The sequence below is a fragment of the Streptomyces sp. NBC_00988 genome, assembly GCF_045162645.1.
Taxonomy (GTDB): Bacteria; Actinomycetota; Actinomycetes; order Streptomycetales; family Streptomycetaceae; genus Streptomyces.
In genome coordinates, this window is sequence record NZ_CP108730.1 from 3,353,177 (window position 1) to 3,369,492 (window position 16,316).

14 protein-coding genes are annotated in these 16,316 nt (G+C 71.5%); 2 read left to right on the forward strand and 12 right to left on the reverse strand.

Features of this window, described 5'->3' with window-relative positions:
• Positions 1–21: 21 nt before the first annotated feature.
• Positions 22–663 carry a TetR/AcrR family transcriptional regulator gene (locus OG496_RS15225; protein ID WP_405971226.1) on the forward strand — a complete coding sequence of 214 codons (642 nt, stop codon included), beginning with the start codon at positions 22–24 and terminating at the stop codon, positions 661–663.
• A gap of 108 nt (positions 664–771) precedes the next feature.
• On the opposite strand, the gene OG496_RS15230 is transcribed toward OG496_RS15225, so the two are convergent.
• Complete coding sequence (locus OG496_RS15230) at positions 772–1,704, reverse strand: acetamidase/formamidase family protein (protein WP_405971227.1); 933 nt, start codon at positions 1,702–1,704, stop codon at positions 772–774.
• 223 nt (positions 1,705–1,927) lie between these two features.
• On the opposite strand from OG496_RS15230, the gene OG496_RS15235 reads away from it, so the two are divergent.
• Positions 1,928–2,869, forward strand: a complete 942-nt coding sequence (locus OG496_RS15235) for a DMT family transporter (RefSeq protein WP_405971228.1) — start codon at positions 1,928–1,930, stop codon at positions 2,867–2,869.
• 45 nt (positions 2,870–2,914) lie between these two features.
• Here OG496_RS15235 and OG496_RS15240 read toward each other — a convergent pair whose 3' ends face one another.
• From OG496_RS15240 to OG496_RS15290, 11 genes are all read right to left on the reverse strand, one after another.
• Positions 2,915–3,997 (reverse strand): Zn-dependent alcohol dehydrogenase, encoded by a 1,083-nt coding sequence (locus OG496_RS15240; protein ID WP_405971229.1) that lies wholly within the window; start codon positions 3,995–3,997, stop codon positions 2,915–2,917.
• Positions 3,998–4,016: 19 nt separating this feature from the next.
• Positions 4,017–5,405, reverse strand: coding sequence for an aldehyde dehydrogenase family protein (locus tag OG496_RS15245; RefSeq protein WP_405971230.1), 1,389 nt, complete (start codon positions 5,403–5,405; stop codon positions 4,017–4,019).
• 121 nt (positions 5,406–5,526) lie between these two features.
• On the reverse strand, positions 5,527–5,979 hold the full coding sequence (locus OG496_RS15250; RefSeq protein ID WP_405971231.1) for a DUF3574 domain-containing protein: 453 nt from the start codon (positions 5,977–5,979) through the stop codon (positions 5,527–5,529).
• 20 nt (positions 5,980–5,999) lie between these two features.
• Entirely contained in the window at positions 6,000–7,334 is a 1,335-nt protein-coding gene (locus tag OG496_RS15255; protein ID WP_405971232.1) for an ABC transporter ATP-binding protein, read from the reverse strand.
• A gap of 174 nt (positions 7,335–7,508) precedes the next feature.
• Entirely contained in the window at positions 7,509–8,294 is a 786-nt protein-coding gene (locus tag OG496_RS15260) for a class F sortase (RefSeq protein ID WP_405971233.1), read from the reverse strand.
• Positions 8,295–8,447: 153 nt separating this feature from the next.
• Positions 8,448–9,077: a hypothetical protein gene (locus tag OG496_RS15265; RefSeq protein WP_399396951.1), complete on the reverse strand. Its 630-nt coding sequence runs from the start codon at positions 9,075–9,077 to the stop codon at positions 8,448–8,450.
• A gap of 112 nt (positions 9,078–9,189) precedes the next feature.
• Positions 9,190–10,428 (reverse strand): MFS transporter, encoded by a 1,239-nt coding sequence (locus OG496_RS15270; RefSeq protein WP_405971234.1) that lies wholly within the window; start codon positions 10,426–10,428, stop codon positions 9,190–9,192.
• A 52-nt stretch (positions 10,429–10,480) separates the two neighbouring features.
• A complete protein-coding gene (locus OG496_RS15275; RefSeq protein ID WP_405971235.1) occupies positions 10,481–11,884 on the reverse strand; it encodes a CitMHS family transporter in 1,404 nt (467 codons plus the stop codon).
• 122 nt (positions 11,885–12,006) lie between these two features.
• The gene (locus OG496_RS15280; protein WP_405971236.1) at positions 12,007–14,247 is read right to left on the reverse strand and encodes a molybdopterin oxidoreductase family protein; all 2,241 of its coding nucleotides are present in this window, start codon (positions 14,245–14,247) and stop codon (positions 12,007–12,009) included.
• 773 nt (positions 14,248–15,020) lie between these two features.
• A complete protein-coding gene (locus tag OG496_RS15285; RefSeq protein ID WP_366497893.1) occupies positions 15,021–15,638 on the reverse strand; it encodes a TetR/AcrR family transcriptional regulator in 618 nt (205 codons plus the stop codon).
• A 64-nt stretch (positions 15,639–15,702) separates the two neighbouring features.
• Positions 15,703–16,266 carry a hypothetical protein gene (locus OG496_RS15290; RefSeq protein ID WP_366497892.1) on the reverse strand — a complete coding sequence of 188 codons (564 nt, stop codon included), beginning with the start codon at positions 16,264–16,266 and terminating at the stop codon, positions 15,703–15,705.
• Between the last annotated feature and the right edge of the window lie 50 nt (positions 16,267–16,316).

The window sequence follows — 16,316 nt, forward strand, 5'->3', positions numbered from 1 at the left end:
CGCAGCCCTACTATGTGCGCCATGGCCCGACCGCGCAAGCCCCTCCTCAGCACCGACCGGATCGTCGGGACGGCGCGTGTACTGGTGGACGCGGAGGGGTTGGCGGCGGTCTCCACGCGTCGGCTCGCCGCGGAGTTGGGGGTGAGTGGGCCCTCGCTGTACAACCACTTCCGTACGAAGGACCAGATTCTGGAGGCGGTCGCCGACTCGGTGAGCGCGCAGGTCGATCTGTCGATGTTCGAGGACGGGCGGGACTGGCGTACGGCGCTGCATGACTGGGCGGTGTCGTATCGGTCCGCCTTGCGCGATCACCCGAACATCGTGCCTGTGCTCGCGACGGGACCCGGGCGGCGGCCGGCGGGGTTGCGGCTTGCGGATGCGGTCTACGGCGCCATGGTCGATGCGGGATGGCCTGCGGCGCAGGCCACGTCCATCGGGGCGTTGATGCGGTACTTCATCATGGGGTCCGCGTTGGGGTCGTTCGCTGGGGGGTTCGTGGACGACGAGAGTGCGTATGACCCTGCCGACTATCCGCATCTTGGGCAGGCGCATCTTCTTGCGGAGCAGCAGGAGAAGGTGGATGAGCGGGCTTTTGAGGTGGGGCTTGCCGCGTTGCTGGACGGGTTGGCTGGGCAGTTCGAGGAGATGCGGCGGGCCAGTTAGGTTCCGTTGTGTGTCGAGTGCGGGTGCGTTGTGGCTGGGCGCGCCCACGCGGCGGAGCCGCAAATAGACACAGCCCCGCGCCCCTGGGGGAACAGCGCCTCCCGTGCTTCAAAGGGGCCGGAGTATCGCCTTTGGTAGGTGGGCCGTGACTATCCAGTTGGGGGCGTCCACCACCTCTGTGATCCGCAGGTCTACGGCGACGCTGCACAGGACGTAGGCGTCGATCGGGGCGAGGCCGTAGCGGGTGCCCAGGTGGTCGATCATGGCTCGGGTCGCATCCTGGGCGGCTCGCATGAGGTCGGGGGCCACGCCCATCGTGGCGTAGTGGCCGGCTCGGTCGGTGTCCGGGCGGAGGGGGCCCGTCGTCTCGAATTGGGGGGCCGGTATTCGTCGGTCCTTGTGCAGGCGGATGCGGGCCGCGCCCGACAGGGACGCCTCGATCGCGCTGACGCACAACTCGCCGTCGCCCTGGGCCGCGTGGGGGTCGCCGAGGCTGAGGCGGGCGCCGGGGACCTGGACCGGGAGGTAGAGCTTGGTGCCGACGACCAGGTCCTTGCAGTCGACGTTGCCGCCGAAGTGGCCCGGGGGCAGCACGCTTTGGGGTTCGGTGACGTCGGGGCAGACCCCAACTACCCCGCAGAAGGGGCGGATTGGGATGTCGGCCACGTCGAGGAAGTTGGCCGTGCCTCCGGTGGTCAGATCCCACAGGTGGAGGTGTGCGTCGGGGAAGTCCTCGCTGAGCAGGCCGAGTCCGGGGAGTACGGCCGTCCAGCCCCAGTCGACCGACCTCAGTTCCAGGAACTCCACCTCCAGGACGTCGCCCGGTTCGGCGTCCTTGACCATGACGGGTCCGGCCAGTGGATAGACCCTGTCCCAGTCGAATCCCGCGACCGCCTCGACTGTCGACGTCGGGTCGAACTGTCCGTCCGTGGCCTCGGTGAGCTCGAAGGACACCGTGTCGCCGTCCTCCACCTCCAGCACGGGCTCGTGCTCGGTCGACCACAGGCGATGCACTTGCTTCGGTACGGAGTGGTGGCTCATCGGACCCGTCCTCACCTGTCGGTACGTGGCGGTGCATGGCGGCGCGTGGCGGCGTGCGTTTCGGACTCTGCCCGTCGGCCGGGTCCGCCGTCAAGCCTCATAGGCAAAAAAATGGACCTCATAGGCACCACACACTTCCCCCGACGGTCACGTCCGCTCCCCTCGACGATCGCGTCCGATTTCCGCCAGCGGTGCGGTCCTGTCGCCGCCTAACCTCGGACGCATGACGCAATCCCTCCTCCGTACCGAACGGGCAGCCGCCGCGGCCGCTGTCGTCACCGTCGTGCTGTGGGCCTCCGCGTTCGTGTCCATCCGGAGCGCGGGGTCCGCCTACTCGCCGGGCGCGCTGGCGTTGGGGCGGCTGGCGAGCGGGGCGCTGGCGCTGGGTGTGCTCTCTCTCGTACGGCGGGAAGGGGTGCCGCCGCGGTCCGCCTGGCGGGGGATCGCGATCTCGGGCGTGCTGTGGTTCGGGTTCTACATGGTCGTCCTGAACTGGGGCGAGCAGCAGGTCGACGCCGGTACCGCCGCCCTCGTCGTGAACATCGGGCCGATCCTCATCGCCCTGCTCGGCTCCCGGCTGCTCGGTGACGCGATGCCGCCGCGGCTGCTCGCGGGGATGGCGGTGTCGTTCGCGGGTGCGGTGACCGTGGGTCTTTCGATGTCGGGGGACGGCGGTTCGTCGGTGCTCGGTGTGGTGCTGTGTCTGCTCGCGGCGGTCGCGTACGCCGGTGGGGTCGTCGCCCAGAAGCCAGCCCTGGCGAGGGCGAGCGCGCTCCAGGTGACGACGTTCGGGTGTCTCGTCGGAGCGGTGATGTGCCTGCCGTTCGCCGGGCAGCTCGTCGAGCAGGCCGGCGACGCGCCTGTCTCCGCCACCCTCAACATGGTCTACCTGGGCATCTTCCCGACCGCCCTCGCCTTCACCACCTGGGCGTACGCCCTCGCCCGGACGACCGCCAGCAAGATGGGCGCGACCACGTACGCGGTGCCCGCGCTGGTCGTCCTGATGTCGTGGCTGGCGCTGGGTGAGGTACCGGGGTTGCTCACGCTGGCGGGTGGCGTGCTGTGCCTGGCGGGCGTGGCGGTGTCGAGGTCCCGGCCGGGCGCGAGGGCGAGGGCGAAGCAGGCTGCGGCCACGGAAGAGCCGCAGCCCGAACAGGTGCCGTAAGCAAGGGCGTTGAGCCTGAACCGCCGGTGCCGCGGACAGGGCCGTTCAGAACATCACCAGCGCCCGTCCGCCCTTCCCCGCCACCATGTTCTCGAACGCCGCCGGGATCCCCTCCAGCGCGATCCGCTCCGTCACCAGCGCTCCCAGGTCCAGGCGTCCCGCGCGGACGTGTTCGGCGAGCACCGGAACGTCCTTCGCCGGGTCGGAGTTGCCGTAGACGCAGCCGCTCAACGTCCGGCCCCAGTGGAAGAGTTCGAGGGCGTTGAAGGTGACCTGCTGGTCCTTGCCGCCGATGCCGACGACCGTGGTGCGGCCACCGCGGCGGGTGGACTCCCAGGCGGTGCGGATGGTGACCGCCCGGCCCACGCACTCCACGGCGACGTCCACGCCCTGCTTTCCGGTGAGGGCACGGATCTCCCGGGCCGTGTTCTCGGAGGCGACCACGTAGTCCGTCGCCCCGGCCGCGCGGGCCAACTCCTCCTTCTCCGGGGAGACATCGACGGCGACGATCGTCGTGGCGCCCGCGATCCGGGCCGACTGGAGGGTCGACAGACCTACTCCTCCGACACCGAAGACCGCTACCGTCTCGCCCTCCCGTACCCGCGCCGAGTGGTGGATCGCGCCGTAGCCGGTGAGGACCGCGCAGCCGAGGAGGGCCGCGTCCGTCAGCGGGATGCCGTCCGGGAGCGGCAGGACGCAGGACGCCGATACGACCGTCTCCTCGGCGAACGCGGCCACGTTCAGGCCGGGGTGGAGGTCGCTGCCGTCCGAGGTGCGGTGGGCGTAGACATCGGCGGCGCCGTTGAGGGCGTTTGCGCAGAGCCAGACCTCGCCGAGGGTGCAGGCGTGGCAAGTACCGCAGGACGGGGCCCAGTTGAGGATGACCGGGGCGCCCGGTGAGACGTGGGTGACGCCCTCCCCCACGGCTACGACCGTGCCCGCGCCCTCGTGGCCCAGCACGGCCGGGACCGGCACCCGCATCGTGCCGTTGGAGAGGGACAGGTCGGAGTGGCAGACCCCGGCGGCGGCGAGGCGGATGCGGACCTGGCCGGGGCCTGGGTCCGGGAGGTCGATCTCGGCGATCTCCAACGGAGCGCCCACGGCGGGCAGTACGGCGGCGCGGACCATGTGAGGCCTCCTGACGGGGCTAGAACTGAAGGGACTTGGTCTGCAGGTACTCGGACAGCCCGTGCGCGCCCAGTTCCCGGCCCACGCCCGACTGCTTGTAACCCCCGAACGGGGCACGGGGGTTGAACCGCCCGCCGTTGATATCCACTTGCCCGGTCTCCAACCTCCGTGCGAACGCGACCGCTTCGGCCTCGTCACCGGCCCACACCGCGCCCGCGAGGCCGTAGACCGTGCCGTTGGCGATGCGCACGGCGTCGTCCTCGTCGTCGTAGCGGAGGATCGAGAGGACCGGGCCGAAGATCTCCTCCTGCGCGATCGTCATGTCGGGGGTGACGTCGGCGAAGACGGTCGGGCTGATGAAGTAGCCCTGCTCGGACGGGGATTCGGGGCCGCCCGCCACCAGTCGCGCGCCCTCCGCGACACCCTTCTCGATGTAACCGCGCACCCTCGCCTGCTGTTTGGCGTTCACGACCGGGCCGATGCGGGCGCCGTACTTGGCGGCGGCCGTCGCGGCCAGCTCCACCGCCTCGTCGTACTGGTCGCGGTGGACCAGCATGCGGGTCCAAGCGCTGCACGTCTGGCCGGAGTTGGACATCACGTTGGCGACGCCGACGTTGACCGCCTTGGCGAGGTCGGCGCTCGGGAGGATGACGTTGGCGGACTTGCCGCCGAGTTCGAGGGCGACCTTCTTCACCGCGGCACCCGCCGTCGCGCCGATCTGGCGGCCCACCGCCGTCGAGCCGGTGAAGGAGACCAGGTCGACGCCCGGGTGCTCGGCAAGGGCCTGGCCGGCCACCGGACCCAGCCCCGTCACCAGGTTGAAGACACCGGCCGGGATGCCCGCCTCGTCGACCGCCTCGGCGAACAACTGGGCGGTGAGCGGCGTGTCTTCGGCGGGCTTGAGCACCACTGTGCAGCCTGCCGCGAGGGCGGGGGCGACCTTGGCGACGATCTGGTGGAGGGGGTAGTTCCAGGGGGTGATCGCACCGACCACGCCGATCGGTTCCTGGTAGACCGTCGAGTTGCCGACCTTCTCCTCGAAGGCGTGGGTCGCGGCGAGTTCGGCGTAGGAGCCCGCGACCGCGATCGGCACGCTCGCGTGGACGGCCTGCGAGAAGGCGAGCGGTGAGCCGAGTTCGGCGGTGACCGTCTCGGCGATCTCGTCCTTGCGGGTCACCAACACGTCCCGCAGTGCGGCGAGTTGGGCCGCCCGTTCGGCGGGCGGGGTCGCGGCCCAGCCCGGGAGGGCGGCACGGGCGGCCCGTACGGCGGCGTCGACGTCGGCGGCGGTACCGGCCGGGACGCGGTCGATCACCTGCTCGTCGACCGGGTTCACCACGTCGATGGTCTCCCCGCTCGCGGCGGGGCGCCAGGCGCCGTCGATGTACATACCGTCGTGTGCCTTCATCGTGCTGCCTCCCGGGCGTGACGTCGTCGTCCGCCCCACAAACTAGCGATGTTAGTTTTCCGGCGCCAGAGACCCCGGGTCACGGACCCTTGGAGACCGCAGAAGCCGGGGGGCGGGCACCTCAGAAATCGACCCGCGTCCGGTCGTCCACCCGGGCCACCGCCTCCTGCCCGAAGGCCTTCTCGTAGGCCCGCCGGACCTCCTCGATCTTCCGGTCGTTCGCACCGGCCGCCTTCACGGGATACAGCAGGATCAGCTCGTACGACCGCTCCTTCTCGATCTTCCCGTTCGCGTCCCGCCACTGCCCGCGCCCGTCCTGCACGGTCAGCCCGTCCGGGAAGTCGGGCGTGACCTCCTTGTCGACGAAGGCCATGAACTGCCGGTCGGTGACGGCCGGTCCACCGTCCGGCCGCTCGGTACCGAAGAAGAGCTGCGTCTCGACGTACGGCGTTCCGCGCGTCGGCGCGGGGTCGGTCTCTGTGTCCAGGCCGGCGTAGGCGGTGGGGGCCGCGGCCGCCAGGAGGAGGCCGGCGGTCGCGAGGGCTGCCCGGTTTCGGGCGAAGTACGGGTTCATGCACCTATCCGTACCGGGCGTCACTCCTCCAGGTCGGGCAGCCGCGCCGGAGCCGGGGAGATCCGTTCGCCGTGCTGGTCGAAGACGAACAGGTGGGCGATGTCGACGAGGAGCGGGACGTGCATGCCGTGCCGGAGTTCGATGTCGGGGGTGGTGCGGACGACGAGGTCGCCGGGGAGGCGTCCCTCCGGCGGTACGGGGTCGGATTCCGGGGCCGCCGAGGGGTCCAGGACCACCACCGGTCCGGCGCGCAGTGCGCCCGCGCGTTCCCGCAGCCGGTCCAGGACACCGCCCTCGCGCCGGCGGCGGCGGACCGGGCGGGCGGTGCGCGGGGCCTCCAACTCCGGTACGACGGCGGGCCGGGAGCCGGTGTTGAAGTGGACGAGGACCTCGTGGCCCTGGAACTCCACGTGCTCGACCAGGCCGCTGATCGCCACCTCACCGGGGCGGGCGGCGGCGGGCTTGGCGATGCGTACGGCCTCGGAGCGCAGGCCGACGATGACCTCCCGGCCCTGCTGGACGCGGAGCAACTGGTGGTCCAGGCACAGGGGTTCGGGCAGCCGGAGGTACTGCTTGCCGAGGCTGATGGTCATCGCGCCGTCCAACGGGGCCCGGACCAGGCCGCGTAGGAGGTTGATGCGCGGGGTGCCGATGAACGCGGCGACGAAGACGTTGCGGGGCAGGGCGTACACCGAGCGCGGGGTGCCGACCTGCTGGAGGACTCCGCCGCGCAGGACGGCGACGCGGTCGCCGAGCGACATGGCCTCGGCCTGGTCGTGGGTGACGTAGACCGTGGTGACGCCCAACTTGCGGGTGAGGGAGGAGATTTCGGCGCGGAGGTGGTTGCGGAGTTTGGCGTCGAGGTTGGAGAGGGGCTCGTCCATGAGGAACGCGGAGGGGTGGCGGGCGATGGCCCGGCCCATGGCGACGCGCTGGCGTTCGCCGCCGGAGAGCTGGCTGGGGAAGCGTTCCAGGAGGTCTTCGATACCGAGCATGCGGGCGGTGGCGTCGACGCGGGCGCGCGGGTCCTCGCCGGGGGTCTCGATGCGCAGCGGGAAGCCGATGTTGTCGCGGCTGGTCATGCTCGGGTAGAGGGCGAAGTTCTGGAACACCATCGCCATGTCCCGTTCGGAGGGGGCGAGTTCGTTGGCGTAATCGCCGTCGAGCCTCAACTCGCCCTCGTCGATCTGCTCCAGGCCGGCGATCATCCTCAGCACGGTCGACTTGCCGCACCCGGACGGCCCGAGCAGGACGAGGAACTCCCCCGGCGCGATGTCAAGAGACAGCCGGTCCACCACGCGGACGCCTCGCGCGTAGGCCTTGCTCACGTCGTGCAGGGAGATGGCGCGTGTCATGACGAGTGCCCCCGGGGGCTCACTTGGGCGACGGTGCTCCGCGGTCCGGACACCTCGTACGGGTCGTACGAGGCTTGTGAGTCACGGAAGCTAACGGAATGTGCGCACCCGGGGGAAGAGACGGGACGGGATCGGGCGTGTCGGTCCGGGTGGTGAGAAAACGGACGGTCATCTTCAGCCAGTTCGGGCGCGCTCCCGGATCGCGGTGAGATGCGCGAAGACGACGGTGTTGCCCGCGTAGCCGGTCCTGCGGTCGTAGCTGCCACCGCAGGTGATGAGCCGCAACTCGGGGCGGCCCCGGGCCCCGTACACCTCCCGGTCGGGGAAGTGCACCTTCTCGTACGTCTTCACCGCGTCGACCGCGTAGACGGCGGTCCGACCGTCGGCACGCCGGACCTCGATCAGGCGGCCGGGCTTCAGTTCGTCGAGGCCGGCGAAGACGGCGGGACCGGTCATGGTGTCGAGGTGGCCGACGGCGACGGCGGTGCCCTGCTCGCCCGGGGACGGCCCGTCCGCGTACCAGCCCACCCGCTTCGGGTCGTCGTCCGGCGGCGCGGACATCCGGCGGTCGTGGCCGAGCCGGAGGGGCATGACCGGGGCGTCGACGTCGAGGTAGGGGATGGCGAGGGTGATCGCGCGGGAGTGCGGGAGGAGGCGGGGGGAGGGTGCCGGGCGAGCGGGGCGGGCCACAGGGTGTGCGGGGCGGCCGGGGGGAACCACGGGGCGTGCGGGGGACGGCTGTTGACCGCCGCGCGCGTCCGTACGGTTGTCCGGGGCCGACGGAGCCGCCCGGGTCGGACCGGAGCTGCTCTTGGCCGACGGAGCCGCCCGGACCGGGTCGGAGGTGTCCGCGCCGCCGGCGCACCGGGCACCGCCGACCATCACCACGACGGCCAGCACGAGGGTCCGGGCGAGCCGGTAGGCGCGCGTCCGGTACCAGGGCGGGCGGTGCCGCACCACGCGGGTGGTGGTGCGGCCGGACGCCTCGCGGGAGGTGCGACCGGCGGGCCGCCGACCGTCCGTGGCCGCTCGCGGACCGTGGCGCGGGCGCGTGGGGTCAGCGCTCCGCGCCCCTGTGGGGCGCGGAGCAGTGCTGGAGTTCATCGCATCCGCTCAGGACGCGCCGTGGGGACGGCGGCGCAGCCGGAACCAGACCACCCCGCCGACCGCGGTCAGGCCGACCGCCGCGGCACCCGCGAGCGGGGACAGGGCCGCGTCCCGGGCCAGTCCTCCGCCACCGGCGGGCGGACCGCCGTTGGGACCGCCCGTGCCTCCGCCGGTACCGCCGGTACCGCCACCGGTGCTGCCGCCAGTGCTGCCGCCGGGCGGCGGCGACGGGCAGTCGACCTGGAAGACCTTGTGCTTGCCGTTGCCGTTCTCGCCGACGAAGTTCCAGGTCAGCTTGTACATGCCGTTCGGCAGCTGCGCGACGGGCATGGTGTGGCCGGTGCCGGTCGCGAGTGTGATGGAGCCGGAACGGGTCGCGCCGCCCGGGATCGACGGCTGGGTCTCGATGGACCAGGTGACCTCTTGGACCGTGTCGAAGTTGAACGCGTCGAGGTAGAAGTCGCAGACCTTGGGCTGGTTGCGCTCGTCGGTGAAGGGCGTGCCCACCTCGTGGATCTTGACGTCTCCGTTGTCACCGGGGGCGGCGACGGCGGCGGGCGCACCGCAGACGACGGTTGCCGCGGCGGCGAGAACCGCCCAGGCGGCGGCTCTACGGGGCAGGAATGAGGTCGGCATGAACAGCCCTCCGAATCAGGTGATTATCGTACGAATTACTCCTTAACCTGATTCTTTTTCACGTCCGGCCCGGCGAACGTGCGCGCAGCGCCGTAAGCACCGTCAGATATCGCTAGATGTCGCCCTTCCGGCTCAAGGACGGACCGGCCCGCCGCACCCCGCCGGAAGCCGTACGCCCCCCGGACGATCGGCCCGGTGAACGCAGCGCGACCCCCGCCGACAGCACCAGCAGCGCGCCGAGCATCACGAACGGCGCGGCCACTCCCGCGACTCCGGCGACGAGACCCGCGCCGGCGGGTGCGGCGACCTGGCCCAGGCGGTTACCGGTCAGCCGTAGGGCGAGGGCGGTGGAGCGGGCGTCGTCGGGGGCGGCCTGGACGACCGTCGTCATGGAGAGGGGCTGGCCGACTCCGAGGCAGAAGCCCAGGACCGCGAGCATCAGGCCGATGGCCCAGACGGGGACCGGCAGGGCGATGCCCGCGCACAGGACGCCCGCCAGCAAGCAGGTCGCGGTCAACAGGGCTGCCCTGCCGAGGAGTTGGAGCAGCGGGGTCAGGACCAGTCGGCACGCGATGGTGGCCGCCGCACGGATGCTGAGCAGGACGCCGATCACGGAGGGCGCGATGCCCCGGTGCTCGCCGACCACCGGGAGGTAGGCGGTGAGGATGTCGGTCGCGGAGAGCACGGAGAGGCTGATGAAGATGCCCGCGGGTACGCCCCGGGCACCCAGGATGCCGCGCATGGGCACGCGGTCGCCTTGCTCCGTACGGGACTTGACGGTCGTACGGTCCTCGATGCGCCACAGCGACGTGAACGACACGGCGGCGCCCGCGCCCGCGACGAGCAGGGCGAGCGCGCTGGTGCCGGCCATGTCGGAGCCGCCGATCAGGGCGCCCGCGGCGATGGGGCCGATGAGCTGGCCGAGGGAGGCACCGATGGTGAAGTGGCCGAAGTTGCGGTCCTGTTCGTGCGGGGCGGACTGGCGGGCGACCAGCGACTGGGCGCCGATCACGAAGCAGAGGTGGCCCAGGCCCATCACGCCGCTCCACATCGCCATCGCCCAGAGGGAGTTGGCGAGGCCGCTGAGCGCGCAGCCACCGGAGATCAGGACTACGCCGACCGGCAGCAGGGGTGCGCAGCGGCCGTGGTCGGTGCGGCGGCCGAGCGGTACGGCGGCGAACAGCGGGAGCAGCGCGTACACGCCCGCGATGACGCCGATCGCCCGCTCGTCGGCGCCGAGCGCGAGGGCCCGGTAGGAGACGGCGGGGCGGGCCATCGACACCGCCCCCTGCGTGAAGCTGAAGGCGATGACGAGGCGGAGCAGCCAGCCGCGGTTCCTGCCGGGCGTCATGACGAAGTCCCTTGTCCCGTGGGGCGGATGATGCCGGGTCAGACGATGCGGTTCAGATGATGCCGAAGAGGATTCCTGCCCCGAGGACGACGAGCGATGTCAGGGCGGCCCACTTGACGACGAACCTGGTGTGGTCGCCGAACTCGACCTTGGCCATGCCGACGAGGACGTACACGGCGGGCACCAACGGGCTGGACATGTGCAGCGGTTGACCGACGAGCGAGGCGCGGGCGATCTCCAGGGTCGAGACGCCGTGGGCGTTGCCGGCCTCGGCGAGCACCGGGACGATGCCGAAGTAGAAGCCGTCGTTCGACATGAAGTACGTGAGCGGGATGCTGAGCACGCCGGTGACGAAGGCCATGTGCGGGCCCATGCCGTCGGGGATGTTGCCGACCAGCCAGGTCGCCATGTGGTCGACCATGCCGGTGCCCTGGAGGACGCCGGTGAAGACGGCGGCGGCGAAGACCATGCCGGAGACGTTGAGGACGTTCTCGGCGTGGGCGCCGAGGCGGGCCTTCTGGTCGGGCATGTGGGGGAAGTTGACGGTCAGGGCGAGGGCGGCGCCGAGCAGGAAGAGGACCGGGATCGGCAGCCACTCCATGATCATGGCGACGAGCAGGGTGACCGTGAGCAGCGCGTTGAACCAGTAGAGCTTGGGGCGCAGGGTCGCGCGGTTGGGGTCGAGGCCCTGGAACCCCTCGTCCTCGTCGGGGAGTTCGGCGTCCGCGTCGGTGCCGGAGCCCGAACCGCCGGTGCGGGTGAGCTTGTTGCCGTCGCCGCCTGCCCCCACGAGCACCGTCTCGGTCTCCGGCTCCTCCACGAGCACCTCGTCCAGTGTGAGGACACCGAGCCGCTTGCGCTCGCGGCGGCCGAGGACGTACGAGAGGACGAGGACCGCCAGCATGCCCACGGCGAGCGCCGGGATCATCGGGACGAAGATGTCGCTCGCGCTGACCTTGAGGGCGGTCGCGGCGCGGGCGGTCGGGCCGCCCCAAGGGAGCGTGTTCATCACACCGTTGGCCATCGCGGCGACGCCCGTCATCACGACGAGGCTCATCTTCAGGCGTTTGTACAGCGGGTACATCGCCGAGACCGTGATCATGAAGGTGGTCGAGCCGTCGCCGTCCAGGGAGACGATCGCGGCGAGGACCGCCGTACCGACGACGATGCGCAGGGGATCCGCCTTGCAGAACTTGAGGATCCCGCGCACGATCGGGTCGAAGAGACCCACGTCGATCATCACGCCGAAGTAGACGATCGCGAACATGAGCATCGCCGCGGTGGGCGCGAGGCTGGTGACGCCGTCGATGACGTAGTCGCCGAGCTTGGCGCCCTTTCCGACGAAGACGCAGAACAGCGCGGGTATCAGCACGAGCGCCGCGATCGGCGACATCTTCTTCAGCATGATCAGGACCAGGAAGGTCGCGATCATGGTGAAGCCGAGGATGGTCAGCATGAGTGGAACACCTAACGTTCGCCTTTGAACTCCCACCAGGGACGGCGGTCCGACGACGTTAGGTCGCGCAAAGCCGCGTTAACAAGATGTTGACGCGCGAGCAATAAGCGCAAAACTCCAGGTCACAGCCGTGCGGTGAGTGCGGCGACCTCCACGGGCACTCCGTTGAGCACCGCGTTGCCCGACAAGGGGTCGAGCTGACTGCCGTCGAGCAGCTGGTTCACGTTGACGCCCGGATCGGTGGCCGCGTGGCTGAGCCGGGTGCCGGGACGGTCGTGGCCCCAGCCGTGCGGAAGGCTCACGACACCCCGCCGCAGCCCGTCCGTGATCTCGGCGGGGGCCGTCACCTCTCCCCCGGCACCCTTCACCCGGACCGGCGCTCCGTCGACCACGCCGAGGCGCTCCGCGTCGTCGGGGTGGATCTGCAGGGTGCAGCGGTTGGTGCCGCCGGTGAGGGCGGGCACGTTGTGCATCCAGCTGTTGTTGGAGCGCAGATGCCGGCGGCCGACCAGGACCAGCCCGTCGGCGCGGTCGCTCATGGCCTGCCGCAGCCGGGGCAGGTCGTCGACGATCGGCTGCGGCAGCAGTTCGACCTTCCCGCTGCGGGTCTTGAGCGGCTGCGGGAGGCGGGAGGCGAGCGGGCCCAGGTCGATGCCGTGCGGGTGCGCGAGGAGTTGCTGGAGGGTGAGCCCGTCGGGCCGTACGCCGAAACCGTCGCCGTACGGGCCCAGGCGCAGCATCATGTCCAGCCGTCGCTCGGGGCCGGTGTCGCCGGTGAGCTGGTCGGCGACCTCGCGCGGATCGCGGCCGTGGACGGGCGAGTTGGGGTCCGTGACGGCCTTGCCGAGGGTCTGGTCGATGACCATCGCGTCCACGGCGGCGGGTTCGGTGCCGTGCATGCCGCTCGCGGCGAGGACCAGCCGGGCCAGGATCTCGGTCTCGGCCATCCGGCCGGGCTCCAGCGGGATCGCGGGGCGGGTGTAGCGGACCTGGTTGCGGACGGCGAGGGTGTTGAACGCGAAGTCGTGGTGCGGGCTTTGGGAGGGCGGAGGCGGCGGCAGCACCACGTCGGCGTGGCGCGCGGTCTCGTTGAGGTACGGGTCGACGCTCACCATGAAGTCCAGTGAGTCGAGGGCCTTGTCGAGGCGGGCGCCGTCCGGTGCGGAGAGCACGGGGTTGGCGGCGACGGCGATGAGCGCGCGGATCGGTTCGCCCTCGGCGGTCGCGGTGTCGATCTCCTCGGCGAGCGCGGACAGCGGCAACTCGCCCTTCGCCTCCGGGTATTGACTCACCCGCGATCGCCAGCGCCCGAGCGCGAAGCCGCGCCCTGGTCCGGCGGGCCGGGGTGTCCGGTCGGTGGCGGCCTGCGGGAAGAGGGCACCGCCGGGCCGGTCGAGGTTGCCGGTGAGGATGTTGAGGACGTCGACGAGCCAGCTGGCCAGGGTGCCGTGCGGGACGGTGCAGCTGCCGATACGGCCGTAGACGGCGGCAGTTGGGGCGGCGGCGAGTTCGCGGGCGAGGGTGCGGATCTCGTCGGCGTCCACGTCACAGGCACCGGCGACAGCCTCGGGGGTGAAATCCCGTACGGCCGAACGGAGTTCCTCAACTCCCTCCACATGTGGGGCCAACTCCCCCAGTTCCACGAGGTGTTCGTCGAAGAGGACGTACGTCATCGCCGCGAGCAGCAGGGCGTCGCCGCCGGGGCGGACCGCGATGTGCCGGTCGGCGAGTTTGGCCGTGCGGGTGCGGCGCGGGTCGATGACGGTGAGGGTGCCGCCGCGGGCCTTGAGGGCCTTGAGCTTGCCGGGGAAGTCGGGGGCGGTGCACAGACTCCCGTTGGATTCAAGGGGGTTGGCGCCGATGAGGAGCAGATGGTCGGTGTGGTCGAGGTCCGGTACCGGGATCGCGTTGGCGTCGCCGTAGAGCAGACCGCAGGAGACGTGTTTGGGCATCTGGTCGACCGTGGACGCGGTGAAGACGCTGCGGGTGCCGAGGGCGCCGAGCAGGACGGTCGGGTAGAGGGCGCCGGCCATCGTGTGCACGTTGGGGTTGCCGAGGACGACACCGACGGCGTGCGGGCCGTACCGCTCGACGACCGGGCGCAGGCCGGCCGCGACCGCGTCGAACGCCTCCTCCCAGGTGGCCTCGCGCAGCTCGCCGTCCCGGCGCACGAGGGGGCCGCGCAGCCGGTCGGGGTCACTGTCGACAGCGCCGAAGGAGGCGCCCTTGGGGCAGATGAACCCCCGGCTGAACACATCGTCGCGATCGCCTCGGGCGCCGGTCACCCGGGTGCCCTCGATGGTCAGCGTCAGCCCGCAGGTGGCTTCGCACAGGGGGCAGATACGCAGGGCGGTGCGGGACACGGGGCCTCCCAGGGCTTCGTTGCCTCTTGGCGGCGAGCATACCGAGCGGTATGGGAGGTGGCGAGGGGGTGACGGGGGTGAGGTCGGAAACCTGCGGGGGTGGGGCGGGTGGAGTGGGCTTGGCCGGAGGGGCGGATGGGTGCCCGGTCGGGGGGCGGATGGGTGCTTGGCCGGAGGGCGGACGGTTGCCTGGCCGGAGGGGCGGGCGGGCGTTCGGCCGTGAGGCGGGCGAGCCTTCGGGTGTTCGCCCAGAGGCTGTTCCGGCTGCCCGCGCCCGGCCCGGGACCGTCCGGCACCCGCTGCGGGGCAGGCGCGCGGCCCAAGGCCCGACCGGTCGCCGCCGAGAGCCAGCCACCCGACCGGAAGTCAGTCCAGTACCCGCCGCACGGGGCAAGCGCACAGCCCGAGGCCCGCCCCGTACCCACCGAAAGCCAGCCACCCGACCGCAGGTCAAACCAACACCCGCTGCACGGAGCAAGCACGCGACCCGAGACCCGCCCGGTCGCCGCCAAAAGCCAGCCACCCGACCGGAGGTCAGTCCAGTACCCGCCGTGCGGGGCAAGCACACGACCCGAGACCCATCCACTAGCCGCCCAGAGCCAGCCGCCCCGACCGGAGGTCAGTCCAACACCCGCTGCGGGACAACCGCACGGCCCAAGGCCCGACCGGTCGCCGCCCAGAGCCAGCCGCCCGGGCCGGAGGTCAATCCAACAGCGCGCGCCCCTATGCCCGCCCGGTACCCGCGGAGCGCCACGCGGCGCCCGGACCGGAGGTCAGTCCAGTACCCGTGCCAGATACGCCCGCAGCATCTCCCGCGTTTCCCCGATGACCTTCTCGTCGCCCTCCGGTGCGACCCGGAACGCCAGGTGGACGAGGGCGTCGGCGGTCTCGACGGCCACCAGGAAGGTGCGGCGGAGTTCCTCGTCGGGTTCGCGGGCGAGGTAGCCGGAGAGGAGGTCGGTGAGGCGGTCGGCGACGCGGCGGTTGGGTTCCGCGTGGCCCGAGCCGATGGGGATCTGGTTGCCGAAGTCGACGAGGGAGAAGCCGGGCGCGGTGCGCTTCATCGCGAGGTACTCGTCCAGGACGGCGTCCATCGCCGTCCGCCAGCCTTCCGCGCCGCTCTCCTTGAGGCGCTCGGTGACCCGCTCCGTGTAGCGCTCCAGGTTGCGCTGCGCGAGGGCGTCGGCCATCGCACGCTTGTTCCCGAAGAAGCGGTAGACCGAGCCGATGGGGACGCCGGCGCGCAGGGCCACGGCCCGGGTGCTCAGCGCGTCGTAGCCGACCTCGTCGAGCAGGTCGGCGCAGGCGTCGAGAATCCTGGTCAGCCGTTCGGCGCTCCGCCGCTGCACGGGCGCACGCCGGAGCGATGTCGTGTGGGGCACGGGCTTCATGATGCCTTTCCGCCGCGGTCAGGTGAAGCTCGTACCTGAGTACGGATTTGGGTGTCCCTAGCACTCATTTCGACCCCTGCGCCGGCGTGGAGCCGGTGGCCTTGCTGCCGTCGGGCGTGGCCTGGGCCGCCGACGCCGTGATGTCCGCCGTGCTCTGCACCGGTTTGCCGTGCACGGCCCACACCGTGCCGTCGTCGGCGTAGAGGCGCGCGGTGACGTGGTGGGTGCCGTGCGGGACGAGGTCGGCGGCGAGGTGGTACTCGGGGACGCGGAGCCGCGCGACGGTGCGGCCGTCGACGAGGAGGCGGACGGTTCCCCGGCCCGCGACCGCGACCGGCTTCGCGCCGGCGGGTGAGAAGCGGAAGTCGTGCACGGTCAGCGTGACGTCCCAGCTGTCGTCGGCGGCGTCGGGCTCCACCTCGACACCGACCCCCGGCGCGCCCTTCTTGTCCACCTCGCGGTAGTGCCGGCCCTGCTCGTCGGTGTCGTCGAGCACCTTGCCCACCGGCGACGGCGACACCCGGTCGCCCTTCCGCGTATGGGCATCGCCGGAGCCGCAGCCCGCCGATCCGGCCAGCAGCAGGGCACAGACCGCGAGCGCGGTGAGGAGTGCGCGCGACCACGACATGCGGGGGAGAGTAGAACACCGGTCCGACAGCCGGATCCCCCTGGAGGCTG